Source organism: Candidatus Korarchaeota archaeon NZ13-K (genome assembly GCA_003344655.1).
Taxonomy (GTDB): Archaea; Korarchaeota; Korarchaeia; order Korarchaeales; family Korarchaeaceae; genus Korarchaeum.
Map to the genome: position 1 here is coordinate 1 of MAIU01000009.1, position 20350 is coordinate 20350.

Below are 20350 nucleotides of genomic sequence, written 5' to 3' on the forward strand. Positions count from 1 at the left end.
GTTGAGGAGCCCATCGTGCTCGTAGAGCACGCAGGGGGGAAGGAGCAACTCAAGATGTATCATAAGTGGCCCGTGAGAAATCCCAGACCTTTCAAGATTAAACTAGACCCCAGCGAACTCCTAGTTACTGGTCAGAGGGTCATAGATACTTTCTTCCCCATAGTCAAAGGAGGGACCTCCGCGGTCCCTGGGGGCTTCGGAACGGGGAAGACTGTGACCCTTCATCAGATATCGAAGTGGGCTGATGCGGACGTAGTCGTCTACGTGGGATGCGGGGAGAGGGGCAACGAGATGACGGATCTCCTTCACACCTTCCCCAAGTTAGTGGATCCGAGGACGGGAAGACCCCTCCTCGAGAGGAGCGTTCTTATCGCGAACACGAGCAACATGCCGGTTCCCGCGAGGGAGGCCAGCATATTCATAGGCATAACCTACGCCGAGTATTACAGGGATATGGGACTCCACGTTGTGCTGACAGCGGACTCGACGTCGAGATGGGCTGAGGCCCTAAGGGAGCTGAGCTCCAGACTCGAGGAGATACCCTCTGAGAAGGGCTTCCCTGCGTACCTCCCTGACTTCATAGCCTCGTTCTATGAGAGGGCCGGAAGGGTCAAGGTGGCTGGGAGCAGGGATGAGATCGGCTCTGTTGCCGTTATAGGGGCTGTGAGCCCCTCCGGGGGTGATCTAAATGAGCCAGTCACCCAGCACACCATGAGGTACGTGGGAGCGTTCTGGGCGCTTGATAAAGACCTCGCCTTCAAGAGGCATTTCCCCTCCATAAATTGGCTCAGGAGTTTCTCCAAATATGCCCAAGGCCTGAGGAATTGGTGGATCGAGATGACCGGGCATGACATGATTGAGTACAGGGAGAAAGCCATGTCCTTGCTTCAGGCAGCCTCAAGCCTGGAGGAAGTGGCCAGGGTCGTAGGGGAGGCGGCCCTATCCGACGAAAACAGATTGGTGCTCCTATCGGCTGAGCTGATAAAGGAGGGGTTCCTCGTACAGAGCGCCTACCATGAGGTCGATACGTACTGCTCCCCCAAGAAGCAGGTGCTCCTCCTGAAGACCCTGCTTGAGTTCTATGATAGAACCAAGCCCCTGGTGGAGGCTGGTGTTCCCATGTCGAGGATAGTGGAGATGAGATCCCTGGGGTTGCTGAGGAGGCTCAAGTTCATCCCCGAGGAGGAGTTCGAGGGTGCCGTCAGGGATGCGATCTCTCAGTTGGAGGCTGAAATATCCTCGCTATTGGCTGAGGTGAGGTGAATGTCCGTCCGAGGTCTGGCCTTCAGGGGGATAGATCATGTGAAGGGTCCCCTCGTCATAATGAGGGGGATACCGGGGGTTGCCTACGAGGAGGTAGTCAGGATATACTCCGAGGACGGAAGGGAGTGGCTGGGTCAGGTCCTCGAGGCCGGTAGGGATAAGGTAGTGATACAGGTCTTGGGGGACACGGAGGGGCTGGAGTCCAATGCCATAGTCAAGTTCACCGGTTCGACCCTGAAGATACCCGTGTCCGATGAGGTCTTAGGTAGGGTCTTCAACGGCGCGGGTGAGCCGATAGACGGGGGACCGAGCATAAGGGCGGATGAATTCAGGGACATAAACGGTGCTCCGATAAACCCAGCCAAGAGGGACTACCCGGATGAGTTCATAGAGACCGGTATTTCGGCCATAGATGGCATGCTAAGTTTGGTCAGAGGACAGAAGCTTCCCATATTCTCTGAATCAGGGTTACCTCATAACGAGGTCGCGGCCCAGATAGCCAGGCAAGCCGTGGTGCTCGGTAGGGAGGAGAGGTTCTCGATAGTCTTCGCTGCCGTTGGACTGAAGTACGATGATGTCCTGTTCTTCAGGAGACAGTTTGAGGAATTCGGAGCACTGAGCAGATCCGTCCTCTTCCTGAATCTAGCGAACGACCCTGTGATAGAGAGGATAACTACCCCCAGGGTGGCCCTTACGGTGGCCGAGTACCTGGCCTTCGACCTGGGAATGGATGTCCTGGTCATAGTAACCGATATGACCAATTACTGCGAGGCCCTCCGAGAGCTCAGCTCGGCCAGGGAGGAGGTGCCGAGCAGAAAGGGCTATCCAGGTTACATGTACAGCGATCTTGCAAGCATATACGAGAGGGCCGGAAGGATAATGGGAAGGCCCGGTTCAATCACGTTCATGCCAATACTGACGATGCCCGGAGGTGACCTGACGCATCCGATACCGGATCTCACAGGCTACATAACCGAGGGCCAGATATTCCTGGACTTCGACCTCTACAACAGGGGTATATACCCACCAATAAACGTGCTTCCGAGCCTGAGCAGGTTGATGAAGGATGGTATAGGTCCCGGGAAGACTAGAGAAGATCATAAGGAGGTTTCAGATCAATTATACGCTGCTTACAGTCAAGGGACCAAGGCCAGAGAACTCGTGCAGATAGTCGGAGAGGCTGGGTTGAGCCAGAGGGAGAGGCTCTACTTGGAGTTCGCTAGGAGGTTCGAGAGGGAGTTCGTGGCGCAGGGATTCAAGGAGAGGAGGACTATTGAGGAGACGCTCAATATAGCCTGGGATATACTGGCGACGCTCCCCGAATCCGAGCTGACCAGGATCAGTGAGAAGACGTTGAGCAAGTACCACCCGAGGAGGAGGCTTCTGGTGGAAAGGTGAGCTGATGAGCTTCAGGTCCGTGGGGAGGGTGCTCCCCACTAAGGGGTTTCTTATAAGGTTGAGGGAGAGGTTGAGGCTCCTTAAATCCGGAGTTGAAGCACTTAAGATGAAGAGAGACCAACTCGTCAGGGAGAGCCAATCTCTCATCCCAGACCTGAAGAGGAGGGTCGACATCGAGAGGAGACTTGAGGAGGCATATACGTTACTCAAACTAGCTTACTCAGCGGCTGGACCAGAGGAGATGAGGAAAGCAGCCCTGTTGACAACGCCCCTGCTAACGGAGATGAGAGTGAGAAGCGTGATAGGCGTGGAAGTCCCCGAGATCAAGGTCGTAGGACTGAACCTTGCGGTCTCACCCTCCCTCAATGCAGTGGTCATAGCGGCGGCTAGGAAGTTCGCGGATGCGATAAGGGAGATGATGCCCCTAGTCAACTCCGAAGCTAAGTTCGAGAGGCTGGCCTCTGCCCTGGCCGATACCATGAGGAAGGTGAACGCCTTGGAGAAGATAGTGATCCCGGACCATGAGGCAGCGATAAATTACATAGAGGAGATGCTGGATGAGGAGTCCTTGGAGGAGTTCATAATGGTGAAGAAATACAGGCAGATAAAGAGGGGAGAGTGAATGCTGAAGGATGCCAAGCTCAAGTACCTGGTTGTGAGAACGCATGGGCTTTCTTCTCATTTAATCGACTTATCTGAGATGAGATCTTGGGTTTTCATAGATGATAATAGGCTCCTGTTCGACAAAATATCTCAGACTCCTTACGGGGCATTCTTCGAGAGACCGGAGGACATCTCGGACCCTATCAAGATAGATGAGGCTACGATGAGGGTGAACTTCATTAGGGCGAACAAGCTAATATCTATAGCCAGAGCATCCTCAATCGAAGTGATTCTAAGGACATACATGAGCAAGTACGATCTCGAGAACATAAGGAGGATAGTTTTCTCAAGGCTCTTCGGGAGAGGACTGGAGAGGGTTAGTTTGCTTCCCCATGATGGCTACCTTCAGGACACGACGAAGCTTTCTAGGATAGAGAAGTTGGAGGATATAATGGAGGTCATAGAGAATAAGAGGATCTCCTCTGGTTTAGCGGATTGGCTCTCGAGCGAAAAAAGGGATCCTTCTGAGTTGGATCTCATACTTATGAGGGTTTACACGGATCTGCTCCTTGAGACAGTCAAGGATAAGAGGAATGAGCCTGTGTATGAGATAATAAGCTCTTACCTTGAGAACATGCTCCTAGGTATCCTGCTCAAATCTAAGTACCTCCGAATCAGCGATGAGCTCGTCATGAAGAGTCTTTCTAAAATACCTTTCAAGAAATTGCTTGATGCCTTTATGTCCTCTAAGGATTTAAATGAATTTCTGGATATATTGATAAATATTTCACCGTATAGGAGCGTCTCACTGGAGGTCAGGGACTCCCTGAGAGAGATAGGGGAGCCGTGGGTGATAGAGCACTCCATCTCTAAGAGAGCCTACATGGAATCCATGAGGATCTCCCTTAAGAGCCCTATGAGTGAAGCCTACATAATATCTTACATGATCTCATCCGAATGGGAATCTCAGAGCCTGAGAACGGTGCTGTTCGGAAGGATAAGTGGTGTATCAAAGGAGATGCTCTATAATCTGTTAACACCTCGTGAGACATAAACTTTTTCTGTTAATAATAGCTTTAATTTTTCTCTCCTAATGATATTCATAATTGGATACTTTCCCCCATGCAGCATGATTATCTGAAATGAAACCAAATTATTAAACTAAATTACTAAATTGTTGTTATTGTTGTTGAGAATTGAGGGTTATTAGGGGATGGGGAGAACTTCGAGAAGTTAAAAATATTATATAAGTTGAGGATAAATATTGTGATTAGATCGTGGAAAATCCCTCCGAGTAGACTAGCCCCCCATTATCAGGAACGCAACTAATAGACCGTAAACGGCAACTCCCTCAGCCAACCCTCCAAGTATCAGTACCTGAGTGAACGCCTTCGGATTCTCAGCCAATAGAGCGCTTCCTCCTATGGCCACGCCATAGAGAGCTATCCCAGCCCCTACGGTACTACCCAAGATCGCGAGAGCCATACCGATGAACTTCAATCCACCGATTTCCGTAGTGGTCGTTTGTTGAGCTGCAGCCGCCGTGAAGAGTGATATCGGAAGAAGGACTAGGGGAAGCCCTAAGACCGCGTATATCATCAGCTTCCTCTTGAGCTTCATGTTCATCACCTTACGGGACCATGACTCACCTCAAGGTAAGGGTAGTTAAAAATATTATTATTTCACCCTAGGATTCCTCGCCGAGCCCCCAGATCAACTCCGAGACTCTCCTGAACTCCCTCCCGGAGGCACGGTAAAATTTAGTGAAGAACTCGTAGAACGTTAACCTGGTCGCTTGTATGAATGAGAGGAGACCCTCAAGCCCCATGACAAGTATGTTCATAAGGGCGAATATCGCCAGCACAGCAGGACTCAGTAGGATGGGTAACTCTCCTATCAGTACCATCTCCTTCCCGAACAACGATTGGTTCGTGAGCACTCCGAAGACTTCGTGTATAACCGCGAAGGCCGCAAGCCTTATGTAGGATAGCGAGTTACTGAGGAGAGCCAGGACGCTCTCAAGAAGGGTGGATATCATCTCAGAGAGGCCCTCCCCGATCCCGTGCCCCTCCTTGACGGACCTGAATATTGGGGCTATGCAGGTCACGAGGAGGGGTACCGACATCGCTTGGAATAGAGGATCTCTCAAGGTGCCCCCTATGTCAGCGCCATTCCTGACGACCGCGATCACGGCGCCCACGTACATCACGAGCGTCATAAACCCTCTATACTCTAGGAACGCTGCGAACGGATCCCCCTCGATCATCTTGTTCATGGTGTTGATGAGGAACCCCACCGACATCTGGAACGCCCCAAACAGTAAAGCGACAGCCATGAGTCTCATGGTATCATGCAGTGGGCTGAGGATGGGGTGTTCCGTTATGGAGGTGAAGAAGAAAGCCCCGTACAGGTACCCGAAAATAGCTGCAGCTATCCCTGAGTAGATCAGAAGCCCACCGAGTTCCTTCATGGCACCTCCAGTTTTCTTCCAGAGGAAGAAGCCGAAGAGGGCCAGGGTTATCCCATGGCCTAGATCCCCGTACATCATCCCGAACATCAGCGGGAAGAATATGGCTGTGAGTATGGTTGGATCCAGTTCCACTACGGATGGATATCCGTAAAGCCTGTGCGTGAGTAATCTAACCGGTTTCAACAATATAGGAACATTCACTTTGGAGGGAGCCTCATCCTCCTTAGCTTCCTCGAACTCTATGGCTATGAACTCCCCCAGTCTCTCTTCCAGCTTCCTCTTGAAGCTTTCCATCTTTCTTCTAGGGATCCAGCCGGATATCACGGAGATCTCCTCTCCCTCGTACATCAGCATCTCAATCCGCTGAATTAAGGCCTTCTCCCTCATGCGAAGCGCTGCGGCCGCTAGCTGTGCCGAGAGGTCTATTATCCTCTGCTTGAGTTCCTTTTCCTTCTCCCTCAGCTCATTAATGAATTTTTTATCAGTTAGCCTCTTCAATCTATCTAATTCCTCCTCCAGTTTACCCCTTTCTGCCATAAGGGGCTTGGCATCCTCTATGAGCTCGCTGACCCTCCTTTCGGCCTCCCCAGCGGCTATGACTTTTATCGAGAGAAGACCCTCCCTGAGAGAGGAGAATTCCCTTCTCACCCTCGAGCAGTCCTCGGTCACCCTGAACAATAGTCTTCTCACCTCAGATTCGATACCTTTGATCTCCTCCTCCAAGATGCCTATCTGCTGGGAAACCTTGGAGATGGCCGGCTCTCTTTCAGCCATTATAGGGCTCAACTCCGGGATTCTCTTTATACTATCCTTCATCTTATTCCAAAGGGATTCTATGGCCCTCAGCTCGGATAGTTTCTCCTTTTTCGATCTGTACTCGCCAACCAAGTTTATGATATGATCCATCTCGGCGGATATTTCTCTAATATTTCGATCAATCTCCATGAATCCGGATATATCTTTCCTTTCAGTTAGGAGAGTCTCTATCCTCACGATGACATCCCTGAGAGATTCCTTAGCGTTCTTTATCACCTCGCCCACATCATCCAACGAGAGGGACTTATCTGATGCCATGTTGAGGAGGGATGATGTCCTGAGAAGTCCCCTGTCCATCTCCAAGAGCGCTCTACCCAGTCTGAGCTTCGAGGGATCCTCCTCGACGACCTCAAGCGTGGCAGCATAATAGCTGGAGATCTTCCCCTCTATCTCACTCAATCTACTGTCTATCTCCTTCATCCTCTCTGCCCTTTCCCTCAGTAAATGTTTTACCTTCTTTGAGATCTCAAGCTCCCTTTTAACCCTCAGGTACTCCCCCACAGCCTCATCCAGCTCTGAGATCATCTTCTTGCTGTCGTGAATTCCATCAGGCTCTCTCCTACGAGCTAAGCTGGATATAGCACTCATTGGCACTCCTACCAGAGTGCTGGTCCTTTCCAGAGTTCTCACGATCTCCTCATACGCTTCAAGCTCATCTGACTCCACGTTATTGGGAGGTCTAACACCGGGGATACCTTGAGGGGGCTCCAGATGAACTTCATCAAATTTCAACAGTTCCAGAGCCACATCGTTTCTGTGCGCTTTCGTCGTGTAAGCGTAGAACTTGATGACACTTTCCGGCTTTAGCATGGTGCACCCCCTTACCCTCTGGGTGGCCTGGCAGTCATTAAATATAAAGGATTTTTCTATCCTCACGGGATGAGGCTGCTCGTCTCCGTGGGGACTAGACCGGAGATAATCAAGATGGCACCGCTCTACGAGGCTCTCAGCAGAATTGAGGGAGTAGAGCTACTCCTAGTACACACAGGACAGCATTACGACTGGGAGATGAGCGGTATCTTCTTTAGAGAGCTCGGAATAGAGGAGCCAGATGTCAACCTCAGCATAGGCTCGGATGATCAGGTTTCACAGACATCTTCGGTGATCAGAGAGGTGGGAAAGGTAATAGAGAGCTATAGACCAGACGGAGTTATAGCTTTAGGGGACACTAACTCCGTCCTAGGGACTGCGATAGCCTCCTCAAAGACGGAGGTACCCTTCATTCACGTGGAAGCTGGTCTGAGAAGCTTCGATTTCACTATGCCTGAGGAGGTTAACAGGAGGATCTCAGATCACCTGGCCTCCCTCAACTTCGCGCCGACAGTGAGGGCATTCTCGAACTTGGTGGAGGAGGGCATTCCGCCTAAGATATCTTTCCTCAGCGGAAACACCATAGTGGACTCCGTGGTGAGGATGTTGGGTAAAGTGTCCGCTAAGAATGTGTTGAGCAGACTCGAGTTGGATGGATCAGGACCCCTGGTCGCCGTGACGGTGCATAGGAAGGAGAACACCGATTACGAGTACAAGATGCTCGGCATACTGAAGGCCCTCGAGGAGTTGGACGAGATTACGTTCGTCTGGCCTATTCATCCTAGAACCAGGAAGATGCTCAAGCACTTCAACTTGTGGAATAAGTTGGTATCCCTGAAGAATGTGAGGATATTGGATCCTTTAGGTTATCTGGAATTTTTGGGTCTCCTCCTCTCCTCCGATTTAGTGCTGACCGATTCTGGAGGAGTCCAGGAGGAGGCTGTGACGCTGAAGAGACCATGCATCATACTTAGGGAGAACACCGAGAGGCCAGAGGTCATAGAGCTGGGGTTCGGGGAGATAGCAGGCACGAATCCGTCGACGATAGTGTCCCTAGTCAGGAAGTACCTTTACCAGCCGAACATACTTGAGAGACTCAAAAAGATACCTAATCCCTTCGGAGATGGTAACGCATCCAAGATCATAGCAAGTGTGATAAGCAATATTTGGGATCTCAGATCTCTCAGGGAAGGCTCTGTGTTCAGGGGCGGTTCTCCCCATTACGTGGCCTTCAGGGTCGAGGAATGGATGAGGGGCTATACTGTTGCATCGCTCAAGGAGATGTCGGGCTACGAGGTTGTGAGCCTCTACGATGCTGATGGTAAGTCCATTCAGTTCGATGAGGGGACCCCGCTGATACCAGGCCAGGTAGTCAGGATCAGGGGTGATCCCTCCAACTACGGGAGGTTGAGGAAGCTCATGAGGAGATGAATCGCCTTCCATCAGCTCTTACCACCGAAGTGCCCATGCTGATTTTGCGTGTCGGAGATGAGCTTTCCACTCTAGGGCCCTCCTGAGGCCCGCTGAGGGTAGTGTTCGAGGCTACTCCTAGGCGGAGCGCGATGATAACCTTAAAATTTGACACGATAAGGTGTTGCTGGAGGGGATTCCATGCCACTAGAGGTTTTCCTCTCCTTGGACGTGATAGATCTTGATGAAGCGCTGGGTCTGGCTGAGAAGGCTCGTTCCGTGGGTTTCAGAAATTTTGAAGCTGGAACACCCCTAATAAAATCAGTGGGAATGCTATCAGTGAGGAAGCTCAGGGAGAAGTTTCCTGATGGTGTCATATTCGCTGACACCAAGACGATGGACACCGGCTACCTGGAGGCCGGGCTTGCCTTCTCATCCGGAGCGGACATCATGAGCGTGATGGCCTTGGCCCCAGAGGAGACGATAAGAGAGGCTGTGAGAAGGGCTAGGGAGGATGGCAAGGAGGTATTAGCCGATACCTTGGGCGTCAGGGATCCGGAGAGTAGGATCATAAGGCTCATAGATCTGGGAGTCGACAGGATATGCATTCACAAGGGAGTGGATGAGGGAATATTCACGGAGTACGAGCTCTTGGATAGGATTAGGGGATGCGGCATCAAGCTGGGCATCGCTGGTGGGATAGATGCCATCACCATAAGGGAAGTTGTCGGAAGGGTGGATTTCGTGATGGTAGGAAGGGCCATCACCAAAGCCGATGATCCCAGGAAGGCTGCTGAGGACATAATGAGGGTTATCTCTCACTGAGACCTCTTCCTCCTCTTTCCCATGATCCTCCTCTTGACGGCTTCCGTCTCGATCTTGGCCAGCTTTTCGAAGAAAATCTCATTGATCTCGCTCTGATCACTCAGAAGTCTCTCCAAATCTAGAGGATCAACAGCCCTAGCAGCCATAGCCACTAGCGCAGATAACCCATACCTCTCAGTCAGTGAGCCAAGCTCATAGCATCTATTTGCAAGCTCCCAGTTCCCCACGGATGGTCTCCCCTTCTTCCTAGATTCCTCAACGTACCTCTTAGCTTCAGCCACCCAGTGCCCCGTCAGGGCAGCTATCCTCTTGCTCCCGCAGTTACCGCATGCCGGGGCTCCCACCTCAGTCAACGTGCTCACATCGGTATCCAAGGCCCAGCTCCAGCAATCCGAGCAGACCAGAGTCATCTGCTGAGATAGTATCCTATTCTTGAAGTTCTCGATAAGTCTTCTGGAGAGCTCATCCGGAGGAATGACCTCAAGTGGTAGGCCGGATCTGTCGAGTCCTAGGAGCGTTAAAGGACTCGGCCCCTCCTTCTCACTCAATATGACCTCGATATCCCCTGATCTAATCATTTTCAGGACTTCTAGAGTCCCATCCAGGTCAAAATCCTTTGTTGTAGTCTCCCTCATGGCCTCCTCATAGACAGGCGTTCCCTCATATGCTTTCGCGAGCTTGCTCAGGCTTATCGTCCTAGAGGCGGAGTAGTCTCTTATCAGTCCCATCCTCTTGGCCGTGTGCATAAGCCTGATCCTGAAGAAGGAGCTGTTCTCAATGGCCTCCAGCAGGAAATCCTTTCCCTCCTCGGTGAGCTTCATCAAGGCCCTCAGAACGGGCTCCGCAGTGACCCCGAATACTATTATCCTGTAAGGATCCTCGGAGACCCTGACCATGAGCCTGAAGTGCCTCGCGATGGCATGCGCAATGGCCCTACCGAGTGTCCTGTTGACCAAGCTGCCCTGCGTCGAGTGGACGACCGCTCCCCCCCTAATGCTCTCAATCACCATCCTTTTATCTGTTGCTATCTGATAACCTTTCTCTAAATGTTCCACTATTAGTAAAATAGCATACCTAATATCCTCCTCGCTGGAGAAACAGTACTCATGAGCGATATCCCGAATCAGTGAATCGATCTTACCCTCAACTCGAGCCCTCTCAACCCTTCCCCTGAGCCTACCCACTTCTCTGGCCACTTCCCTTGAGACAGGCAGCTGCTCCCCTATCCAGCTCGGGATAGCACCCATCGGATCGAATACCTGCTCAACATATATCGTGCTTCCTTCGATCCTCTTCATCCTCCAGATGGACCCTCTGAAGACGAACTTAGCCCCTGGAAATAGGTACTCTAAGACGAATATCTCATCCAGCTTCCCTATGTAGAACCCGGTCGTCTCATCGACGACCGAGTAGCTGGTGATCTCCGGTATTGTTGAGACGTTCTCGAAGAAGTACTCGAAGGCATATTCACTTACTCTCCTAATATACCCATGCTCTTCATCATACCATACGATTTTAGGAAATGTTTTTGACATAAATGAGAGCAATTTCCTGAGCTCTTCCTCCCCTAGGTTCCTGTAGGGGTAGCTCCTTCTGGCTACTTCCAGCACCTCTTTGATGCTCAGCTCTCTCTCCCTCAGAAGCATACCGACCAGGCTATGATAAAGCACATCGTAGGAGTTTTCTAAAGGTCTCACCTCCTCGAGTTTACCTTCTAAGGAGTTCTTGGCCAGCACCAACGATTCCAGAAAGTCATCAGAGTCCTGGGAGATTATGAAGCCTCTGGCTATTCCTCCCGGCCCATGGCCAGACCTACCCACTCTCTGGAGCAGCTTGATCGCCTGCTTGGGTGAGCCATATTGAATGACCACATCCACATGACCCACATCTATACCGAGCTCCATGGAGCTCGTGCTTATGATCGCGGAGAGTTCACCCAGCTTCAAGAGAGTCTCGCTCTCGATCCTGGCCTCCCTAGAGAGGGAGCTGTGATGGACATGCACCCTCAACTCGTTAAAGATCCTGCTCATCCTATGGCCCAGGGCCTCCGCCATGGATCTCGTGTTGGTGAAGACTATGGCCGATCTGGAGTTCCTCACGATGTCAGCAAGGACCCTTATCCTAGCGACGGCCTCGGGTTCAAGTAGGAACTTCGATGAGAGTCTCAGATCTTCCCCAGTCACCCTAGGAAACATAACTGAGATCTCCATCCTTCTCCTCTCGTCGGATATCACGATGCTCCCTTCCCTAAGATACGAGAAGTAGCTCATGGCAAGCTCAGGGTTTCCGAGAGAGGCTGAGAGCATCACCCTCTGAAATTCCCTCTTGGTGAGTTCCCTGAGCCTCTCCAAAGCCAAGGATAACTGAACACCCCTCTTGTCATCTAGGAGCTCGTGCACCTCATCTATCACCACATACTTAACGTTCGAGAGATGAATGGAGAGCTTGGGTGAGGCTAGCATTATCTGCAGTGTCTCCGGTGTTGTTATGAGCACCTGAGGGGGGTTCTCCGACTGCTTCAGCCTCTCGGATTTCAGGGTATCCCCATGCCTCACACCGACATCCAAACCACAACTTGACGCCCAGAACCTTATTCTATCTTCCAAATCCCTATTCAAAGCCCTAAGAGGCGTTATATAAAGAACTAGGAATCCTCTACCATCATTCTCACTGACTAATCTTGATATTATCGGCCAAATCGCTGCTTCAGTCTTCCCAGAGCCTGTGGGGGCTATGAGGAGGGTGTTCTCTCCCCTAATTACGTGAGGAATTCCGTTGAATTGAATTCCAGTTAATTCAGTTATTTTCTTATTTTTTATAGCAGAAATGAGACATTCTGGAAAGTTTTTTAGTATATCTCTGCATTCCATTTATTTATTCACCACTCCCCCGCTTCCTCCCGGGTGCCCCAGCAGATGAATGGGCCCCATCCGATAGATAATCTTTTTTAACCCGTGGAGTACCGGTACTCGGTACACCGACGATAGTTCTCGTGAAATCCTGCGGAGGGGGTGTGAATCATGGTTGAGGCTGGTGAGAGAGCAGCCATTCCCGTGCTGATACTGAAGGAGGGAACCTCGAGGACCAGGGGAAGGGAGGCCTTGAGGCTCAACATAGCGGTGGCTAAGGCCATAGCTGATACCATAAGGACATCGCTGAGTCCCAAAGGTATGCAGAAGATGCTGGTGGATCCCTTCGGGGATGTGATAATAACCCATGATGGAGCGACCATAATGAAGGAGATAGAGGTCGAGCATCCCACGGCCAAGATGATGGTTGACCTAGCCAAATCTCAGGAGCAGGAGGCAGGTGATGGGACAACCACAGTCGTTCTGTTAGCCGGTGAGCTGCTTTCAAAAGCGGAGGATCTACTTGACTTGGGGATCCACCCAACCGTCGTAATATCGGGATACAGGAAGGCGACCGAGAAGGCCATGGAGTACCTAGATAAGATAGCGATCAGGGTGGATTGGAAGGATAAGGAACTCCTGAAGAAGATAGCCAAGATAGCGATGAGTAGCAAGTCCGTCAGGGTCGCCCAAGACTACCTAGCTGAGCTAGTGGTTGATGCGGCGCTTCAGGTAGTTGAGGAGAGGGATGGGAAGAGGATCGTCGACCTAGAGAACATAAAGCTGGAGAAGAAGGAGGGTGGTTCACTATTTGACACCAAGCTCATAAGGGGTATAGTCGTGGACAAGGAGGTTGTGCATCCGAGGATGCCGAGGAGAGTGGAGAATGCGAGGATAGCACTGATAGAGAGCGCCTTGGAGATAAAGAAGCCGGAGATCTCCTCAAAGATAAGGGTCACATCGCCCACACAGGTCAAGGAGTTCCTGGATCAGGAGAAGCAGATGCTTGCTGAGCTCGTCGAGAAGATAGCTGCCGCCGGAGCCAACGTTGTGTTCTGCCAGAAGGGCATAGATGATGTCGCCCAGCACTTCCTAGCCAAGCATGGTATACTAGCTGTCAGGAGGGTCAGGAAGTCCGATATGGAGAAGTTGGCCAAGGCGACTGGAGCCAAGATAGTTGTGAACGTTAAGGAGATATCTGAGAAGGACCTCGGATTCGCTGAACTAGTCGAGGAGAGGAGGGTGGGAGAGGACAAGATGGTTTTCGTGGAAGGGTGCAAGGATCCCAGGGCCGTCAGCATACTGATAAGGGGAGGAGAGAAGCAGGTCATAGATGAAGCTGAGAGGAACCTCCACGATGCTCTGAGTGTCGTTAGGAACGTGATAGAGGATGAAAAGATAGTAGTGGGTGCCGGAGCGGCTTGGACCGACTTGGTGCTGATGCTGAAGAATTACGCCGTCCAGTTAAGTGGAAAGGAGCAGAACGTCGTTGAGAAATTCGCAGAAGCACTGGAGTCGATCCCGAAGACCTTAATAGAAAACGCGGGTCATGATCCCATAGTGAAGCTCGCTGAACTCAGGAAAGCGCACAGCGAGGGTAAGAGGGAGTACGGATTCAACATATACACGGGAGAGGTGGAGGACATGTACAAGAAGGACATAATAGAACCGGAAAGGGTCCTGAGGAGGGCCATAGAGTCTGCTGCAGAGTTCGCGACGACGATACTGAAGATAGATGACATAATCGCGGCGGCTGGCAAGAAGTTCGAGCCAGGGAAGGGGAAGGAGAAGGAAAAGGAGAAGAGCGAGAGTGATTGAGCTTGAGCAGCGATCTGCTGGGACCAAAAAGACTGACCAAATTTGAGAGGATCAGGATAATATCGATCAGGGCCCATCAGATCGCCACAGGATCTCCTCTTTTTTTAGAAGAGAACGAAATACCTGAGGGTTTATCCGATCCCATCGAATTGGCTAAGCTTGAGCTTGAGAAGGGGAGGCTCCCCCTCCTGATAAGGAGGAGTGAAGGGGAGAGGGTATCCCTGATACGTCTGAGGGATCTACTGGGGAGAGAGTAATCTTTTTAATGAGTTCCTCACCAAGGATGCAGCGACCTCAGATCCTCCGCGCGTCTGAGGGTGCAAGAGGTGATAAGCATGGTGGCAGAGGAGGGCGTGGTGTTCGTCGGTAAGAAGCCCGCTATCAACTATGTGATGGCCACAACGCTCCAGATAAACAGAGGAGTCAAGAAGATCGTCCTCAAGGCCAGAGGAAGATCCATCTCTAGGGCCGTGGACGTGGCCGAGATAACGAGACTCAAGTACTTCCCGGGCAAGCTGAAGATCACCGATCTCAGGACCGGGACAGAGGAGATAATAGATGAGAACGGAAGCAGAAGGGACATAAGTGTCATAGAGATAGAGATGACCCAGGTCTAAAGCGAATAAAGCTCCTTTTTAAATTGCAATTCTCCAATCTCCCTTTTCTTATAACCGGGGATTCCCCATGAGAGAGACCGCATCCGCGTTCTGGTTGGACGCGATAGCCAGGAACATAGTTGAGAGGGAAAAGAGGCTCGGTAGGAACTTCAATGTGCTGAGGGTTGAGTCAGGAATAGGAGCTAGTGGATTTCCTCATATAGGATCCGTCGGAGATTCCTTGAGGGCTTACGGTGTTAAACTTGCTCTGGAGAACCTGGGTCACAGGAGCGAGTTGATAGCTTATAGCGACGACAGGGATGGCCTGAGGAAGGTCCCAGCCGGAATACCGGAGGACTACAGCAGGTACCTAGGTATGCCCGTCAGTGAGATACCCGATCCCTTCGGCTGCCACGCCAGCTACGGGGAGCACATGAGTTCCCTGCTGATAGATGCCCTGGAGAAGCTGGGGGTGGAGTTCACCTTCATCTCGGGAACTGAGGCTTACAGATCTGGTCTCTTGGATGATCAAGTTAAGAGACTCGTTGAGGGGAGTCATGCTGTCGATAAGATAGTCAGGGAGGAGGTGGGGTCGAGCAAACCGGAGGGATGGATTTACTACTGGGCTAGGTGCGAGAACTGCGGGAGGATATACACAACTAGGGTGATCAGGGTGCTCCCCGATGAAGGGAAGCTCATCTACGCTTGCGATCAAGGATTCAAGGGAGTTAGGGGATGCGGACACGTTGGTGAGACCAGCTACTTAAGGGGAGAGGGTAAGCTCTCTTGGAAAGGGGAGTTCGCTGCCAGATGGTCGGCCCTGGGAATAGTCTTCGAGCCTCACGGTAAGGACATAGCGGATTCCTTCAGGGTGAACTCTAGGATAGCCAGAGAGGTGCTAGGGTACGAACCCCCGCTCACCGTGAGGTACGAGATGTTCCTCGACAGAACGGGTAGGAAAATAAGCAAGAGCGCTGGGAATGTCATAACGCCTCAGATGTGGATGGAGCTCTCCCCTCCAGAGGCTCTGAGGATGCTCATGTTCAAAAGATATCATGGAACCAGGAGCGTCTCCCTTCAAAAGAGCCCCCTTTACATAAACGAGCTGGAGCTCAATCTCAGGAGGTACCACGGGCTGGAGAAGATCGGCAGCGAGAGGGACAGGGTAACCCTGAGGAGGTTGATGGAGTTCACTTACCTGATGGAGGGCGTCCCACCCCCTCCCCCTTACAGATACACCGCAGTCCTCAACGTGATCTCGATGCTCCCGAGCGAGTTGGAGTTTGAGGAGCTCTTGAGTATAGCTAGCGATCTCATATCCAGATACTACGGCCTGAGCAAGGAGGAGTTGTTGAGAGATACCTTCTTCAGGAGTTACGTGAGTTACGCCCACAACTACGTGAGGTACTTCGGGTCTGGGATCCGAGAGAAGGTGGAGATCGATGAGAGGACCTTCGCCGCCATAAGCTCCTTCGTGGAAGAGATATCGCCGGATATGAGCGCCGACGAGATACAGAATAGAGCTTTTGATGCGGCCAGAAGGATGAACATACCAGCTAAGGAGTTCTTCTCAACAATCTACATGGTGATGCTCGGCCAACCTCAGGGGCCCAAGCTGGGTCCGCTGATCCACAGGTTGGGCGTGAAAAGATTTAAGGAGATATGGTCCAAGTTTGTTGAGGAGAGAAGCGTTGTCGGGAAGGGATGAGAGAGTAAAGAACTTACTCATGCTCAGGGAGTTCCTCAAGAGGAGGGTGGAGAAGCTCGAGAGGGAGTTAATCTCCCTCAGGAGGATGATGGAGTCCCTGGATGAAGTTCTCCTGGAGCAAACTCTGATAACTGCTGATAAGCTCAGGGAGGCTGAGGCCAAGGTCGAGGAGAGGAAGCTATACTCAGAGGAGGGAACATTGCTAGGAAGCTTAAGGCTGAATAGGGATAAGACCGAGGTGACCTTCCTCCCGGATGAGAGCGTGCTCATAAACGCCAGGGAGAGGCCCATCAAATTCCTAGTTAGAAAGGTCGGGGAGCTCAACGGTGAGGTTGATCTGGAGGAGGACCCGAAGGGCACCCTGAAGCTGCTCAGGGTGAGGTTGAAGGACCCCAGGGATCTGGATAGGGTTCTCAGCTCCATGAGATGGGCCCTCTCTAGATCAACTATCGGCAGACCTGAGGGTTCCCAATGATTCACCTCAAGATGGATCTCGGATGCGTAATTGCATCAAGTCAGAATCGAATCGAGTAGTAGGACGATCAGGTGCATGATCAATGAATAAAGAAGGATCCTTCTTTCTTCCGAGATCGCCCAAGCCACCAAACCGATCATGATGAGGATCGCTGAAACTGCTAAGAGTAAAGCCCTGGCGAGCGGCCACATGATAATCAAGATCGTGATCATGTTATGAAGCATCGCGCTGAAAGCCTCGCTGAGGATCCTGAGGAAATCATCCTCCAGCAAAGATCACCAGCTCCCTGATGCACCAGAAGCCCTTCCTCTCCTCACCTCCCTCTATGAAGAGACCCTGAGGATCCCTCAAGATTATCTTGAAGTTGATCAGTGCCCTGAGCTCACCATACTCGAAATAGAAATCCTTTTCGTAGCTCAGGCGGAGTTCGAGATCCGGGTAACATGCCCTGAATTCACTCAACAGTCCTCCCAGTTCCTGACCGAGTTTCCTGAGGAATCCCGTTGAATTAGGAAGCTCCTCGGAGGCTTCCCTAACAGCCACCCTGAGCCGCGATTCGATCCACTCCAAGGCATCCCTCATCTTGTAGTAGGCGGTCTGCTGGCAACCGCTGCTCCGAATGCTCCTCCACCCCTTTATCCCGGTCAGCCCATCCTCTATCGCTGCCTCGCCCATAAGATCCACGCTAATTCCACCATCCCTGCAGTAACTTCCAAATGCCTTGCTCGATTCACCCCCACCCTGCGTCCTCGATACCTTGAAGTCCAAGTCTATGGAGCTGAGGAACCCCTTGTAGCTCAGATCCTCCCCCAAGATATCCCTGAAAGTGATCGGATCCGGATCCGGAGGGTCTAGAGCGCAAGCGCTTCCGTTGACTGATGATAGGAAGCGGTCCACCTGGGAGCGGGCATACACCAAAGCCCTCGGCTCAATGGACTCAAGTTCTACGTATAGCTGGTAGGCCCTAAGCTCTCCCTTGTACTCCTGATACTCGATCAGTGCTGGCTCCGATGCGAAAACTATGAACATCGCTATTAAGAGTGCTCCAAAGACCATCAGAGATTCCTTCATCCTCTCTCCACCTTCAAGAACACCAGTGGATCTGTTCCGGGAATTATTAGGCAATAGGCTAAGCCCGCTGAATCGCAATCCTCCGTCAGTTCAGCCCCGAGCGATCCAAGCTCGCGAGCTGAGGTATCCCTAAGCAATAGTTTGTATCCTTCATCCTCAACGATGGTCAACGCTTTGAGGCAAGCATCCCTCTTCCAAGAGACTTGATAGCCGAAGTGAATCGCCGCGGGCTTCAAGAGTACGATGGAGACCATGAGAAGGGAGGCCGTGATTGCCAAGACCCATCTCATACGAGCACCCAGATCAATAGAATCAGGAAAAGCACTATCGTTATCGCGAGCTCGATGCTACCCTCCACAGGCACCCTCCTCCAGCCCACTGAGATACTCGCTGACATCCAGCTTGAGTTTGCCGGCTAACTCCAAGAGCCTCTCGCACGATGCCTTGCTCCGCTCTTGGATGTAACTTGAGATCACCGAGGAGGCCTCCTCGAGTATCAGAAGGAGTGATATCAAGAAGAGCAGCATTATCATTGTCAGGAGTGTCTCATGGGTTGCCTGAATCATCCCCCAACACCCGACCAGCTCAGCACAAGTGTTGCCTCTCCTCTGGCCTCCCTTCTCCAACTGGCCTCGAATCTGCCAGCCAGGTAGGCTTCACCTCCGCAGGCCAGTTTGAAGGGGTAATTGAGTGAGGCGCTCTTGTTACCGACCGTCACCCTCACGCTCCTGCCGGTGCACTCATAGCTAACCCTCACCGGGAGGAAGACATAGCCCGTCGCCCTTCCCCCACCTATCGCATTTGTTATCGCAAGATCTATGCTTTTTAACGCGGTATTCAGGCAATTCTCATCCCTCTTAGCCTCAATGATCCTCATATCATCGCTCAGCGAACCCACAATCGAGACTATCGAAACTATGCCTATCAGCGTGAGGAGTAACTTCTCCATCGAAAGCATCATCTATCGAGACACCTCCAGACGGCGAACCAAGATAGGGCTACAGCCAGAGGATAGAGCCTCGGGTATATGATCAGGGTAGCGATGAGCGATAAGATGACCAGCGCCAGAGTCATCGGGAGCCTCATCACCATGGATCCGGTCCCTCTCTTAAAAATCACGACATTTAGTGGGATTTTAAGAGAAGTTTCACTTATTCACTCGGATAAAAATTGGAATGTATCCGAGTAGACCGGGGAACATGCTCAACACAGTGGAGACCGTGATCCTCATCCTGCTCACAGTGGCCCTGGTGATAGCTGGACCCCTGATGATCGCGGAGGGCGTGGTGGACATAGCATCGAGCGTCGCCAGCAAAGCCTGGAACGATTGGACCGGCTTCGTTGACTGGCTATACAACGCCATAGATAGCGTCATATTCGGTAAAGGAGGAAGAAACGGATGATCCCCCAATCAAACTTTTTTAGATGCCCAGAAGGACCATTCCCATCGAGAAGGACACCGCATAGATTAATGCAGCTTCAACGGGACACCTCAAGGGCCTCGAAGCCAGCACCGAAGATGTCAGTCCCATCGTGAACAGGAACCCGATAGGAGCATTTGAGAAAGCTCTCTCGCTGAATAGACACACGCCCAAGTTCACTCCGGCCATCAAAACTACTAGGGATAGGAAGAGCCTCCTAAGAGAATTGAGCTCAGCGCGCCATGAATCAACAATTGACTTGAGTTCCCTCAGAAGATTGGCAGTTTTCCTCATAACAGAGGCCGAGATGTCCCTCCTTGAGATTGTCATGAGCTGATTGAAGTAGTCCGGAATGTTTGCATAGCCGTCCACGACAATCCTCTCGTACAACCCTAAGTGCCTCATCGCGTATACTCTCCCACCTCCCGCCTCAAGATCACTCGCCACGGAATCGGCCAAAGCTGGATCGGGAACCTCCAGCGGTTCGAACTTTGGGAGGAGGAAGTAGAGAGGTAAGAGTAGGAGAGGAAATAGGGGATCAGGGGATAGGCTCCTGTAGAGCGTGAGGAGCGATACCAAGATGCCGATGGATACCGATGTCGCTACGCCTATTTGAATCCATCTCTCCCTGCTTCTCAGATCTATCTCATAGAGATGGGCCAGCAGCTTCATCGCCGCTTCGGAGCTCGATCTCTCGTCACTTCCATCCAGAAGCCCAGCCAGATAGCTTCTGAACTTCCCCAGCCTTTGATGAATGGCTTTCCTCGCGGGAACACCCTCTACGGCCACCTCATTGTAACAAGATGCCGCGATGAGA

General features: G+C 51.6%; 21 protein-coding genes. 12 read left to right on the forward strand and 9 right to left on the reverse strand.

Annotated features, from left to right (window positions below):
- From BA066_02205 to BA066_02220, 4 genes are all read left to right on the forward strand, one after another.
- The coding region (locus BA066_02205; protein RDD53835.1) for a V-type ATP synthase subunit A at positions 1–1263 on the forward strand (1263 nt) is incomplete at its 5' end.
- Positions 1264–2661, forward strand: coding sequence for a V-type ATP synthase subunit B (locus tag BA066_02210; protein ID RDD53836.1), 1398 nt, complete (start codon positions 1264–1266; stop codon positions 2659–2661). It abuts the gene before it with no gap.
- A gap of 4 nt (positions 2662–2665) precedes the next feature.
- A complete protein-coding gene (locus BA066_02215) occupies positions 2666–3283 on the forward strand; it encodes a V-type ATP synthase subunit D (GenBank protein RDD53837.1) in 618 nt (205 codons plus the stop codon).
- On the forward strand, positions 3284–4318 hold the full coding sequence (locus BA066_02220) for a hypothetical protein (protein ID RDD53838.1): 1035 nt from the start codon (positions 3284–3286) through the stop codon (positions 4316–4318). It begins immediately after the preceding gene.
- Between the two features lie 245 nt (positions 4319–4563).
- Here the strand turns inward: BA066_02220 and BA066_02225 are convergent, their stop codons facing one another.
- The gene (locus BA066_02225) at positions 4564–4893 is read right to left on the reverse strand and encodes a hypothetical protein (GenBank protein ID RDD53839.1); all 330 of its coding nucleotides are present in this window, start codon (positions 4891–4893) and stop codon (positions 4564–4566) included.
- A gap of 58 nt (positions 4894–4951) precedes the next feature.
- Positions 4952–7360, reverse strand: a complete 2409-nt coding sequence (locus tag BA066_02230; GenBank protein ID RDD53840.1) for a hypothetical protein — start codon at positions 7358–7360, stop codon at positions 4952–4954.
- Positions 7361–7429: 69 nt separating this feature from the next.
- Here BA066_02230 and BA066_02235 point away from each other — a divergent pair, with 69 nt between their 5' ends.
- On the forward strand, positions 7430–8791 hold the full coding sequence (locus BA066_02235) for a UDP-N-acetylglucosamine 2-epimerase (non-hydrolyzing) (protein RDD53841.1): 1362 nt from the start codon (positions 7430–7432) through the stop codon (positions 8789–8791).
- 180 nt (positions 8792–8971) lie between these two features.
- Positions 8972–9595, forward strand: coding sequence for a hypothetical protein (locus BA066_02240; GenBank protein RDD53842.1), 624 nt, complete (start codon positions 8972–8974; stop codon positions 9593–9595).
- Here BA066_02240 and BA066_02245 read toward each other — a convergent pair.
- The gene (locus tag BA066_02245) at positions 9589–12465 is read right to left on the reverse strand and encodes an ATP-dependent helicase (GenBank protein RDD53843.1); all 2877 of its coding nucleotides are present in this window, start codon (positions 12463–12465) and stop codon (positions 9589–9591) included. The genes BA066_02240 and BA066_02245 overlap by 7 nt on opposite strands.
- 150 nt (positions 12466–12615) lie before the next feature.
- On the opposite strand from BA066_02245, the gene BA066_02250 reads away from it, so the two are divergent.
- The 5 genes from BA066_02250 to BA066_02270 all read left to right on the forward strand — a co-directional run bounded on the left by BA066_02250 (position 12616) and on the right by BA066_02270 (position 17041).
- A complete protein-coding gene (locus BA066_02250; protein RDD53844.1) occupies positions 12616–14262 on the forward strand; it encodes a thermosome subunit in 1647 nt (548 codons plus the stop codon).
- Positions 14259–14519: a DNA-directed RNA polymerase subunit K gene (locus BA066_02255; GenBank protein ID RDD53845.1), complete on the forward strand. Its 261-nt coding sequence runs from the start codon at positions 14259–14261 to the stop codon at positions 14517–14519. The genes BA066_02250 and BA066_02255 overlap by 4 nt, the downstream gene beginning before the upstream one ends.
- 81 nt (positions 14520–14600) lie before the next feature.
- The gene (gene albA / locus BA066_02260) at positions 14601–14879 is read left to right on the forward strand and encodes a DNA-binding protein Alba (protein RDD53868.1); all 279 of its coding nucleotides are present in this window, start codon (positions 14601–14603) and stop codon (positions 14877–14879) included.
- Positions 14880–14946: 67 nt separating this feature from the next.
- Positions 14947–16566 (forward strand): lysine--tRNA ligase, encoded by a 1620-nt coding sequence (lysS, locus tag BA066_02265; protein RDD53846.1) that lies wholly within the window; start codon positions 14947–14949, stop codon positions 16564–16566.
- A complete protein-coding gene (locus BA066_02270) occupies positions 16550–17041 on the forward strand; it encodes a hypothetical protein (GenBank protein RDD53847.1) in 492 nt (163 codons plus the stop codon). The genes lysS and BA066_02270 overlap by 17 nt, the downstream gene beginning before the upstream one ends.
- Before the next feature lie 35 nt (positions 17042–17076).
- Here the strand turns inward: BA066_02270 and BA066_02275 are convergent, their stop codons facing one another.
- From BA066_02275 to BA066_02295, 5 genes are read right to left on the reverse strand one after another with little or no spacing between them, the layout of a single operon-like run.
- Positions 17077–17313, reverse strand: a complete 237-nt coding sequence (locus BA066_02275) for a hypothetical protein (GenBank protein ID RDD53848.1) — start codon at positions 17311–17313, stop codon at positions 17077–17079.
- Positions 17300–18070, reverse strand: coding sequence for a hypothetical protein (locus tag BA066_02280; protein RDD53849.1), 771 nt, complete (start codon positions 18068–18070; stop codon positions 17300–17302). The genes BA066_02275 and BA066_02280 overlap by 14 nt, the downstream gene beginning before the upstream one ends.
- A 38-nt stretch (positions 18071–18108) precedes the next feature.
- Entirely contained in the window at positions 18109–18402 is a 294-nt protein-coding gene (locus BA066_02285; protein ID RDD53850.1) for a hypothetical protein, read from the reverse strand.
- Between the two features lie 57 nt (positions 18403–18459).
- On the reverse strand, positions 18460–18678 hold the full coding sequence (locus BA066_02290) for a hypothetical protein (GenBank protein ID RDD53851.1): 219 nt from the start codon (positions 18676–18678) through the stop codon (positions 18460–18462).
- On the reverse strand, positions 18675–19070 hold the full coding sequence (locus tag BA066_02295) for a hypothetical protein (GenBank protein ID RDD53852.1): 396 nt from the start codon (positions 19068–19070) through the stop codon (positions 18675–18677). Before BA066_02295 ends, BA066_02290 begins: the two co-directional genes overlap by 4 nt.
- A gap of 241 nt (positions 19071–19311) precedes the next feature.
- Between BA066_02295 and BA066_02300 the strand changes: the two genes are divergently transcribed.
- On the forward strand, positions 19312–19515 hold the full coding sequence (locus BA066_02300; protein RDD53853.1) for a hypothetical protein: 204 nt from the start codon (positions 19312–19314) through the stop codon (positions 19513–19515).
- Between the two features lie 18 nt (positions 19516–19533).
- Here the strand turns inward: BA066_02300 and BA066_02305 are convergent, their stop codons facing one another.
- The gene (locus tag BA066_02305) at positions 19534–20322 is read right to left on the reverse strand and encodes a hypothetical protein (GenBank protein RDD53854.1); all 789 of its coding nucleotides are present in this window, start codon (positions 20320–20322) and stop codon (positions 19534–19536) included.
- Between the last annotated feature and the right edge of the window lie 28 nt (positions 20323–20350).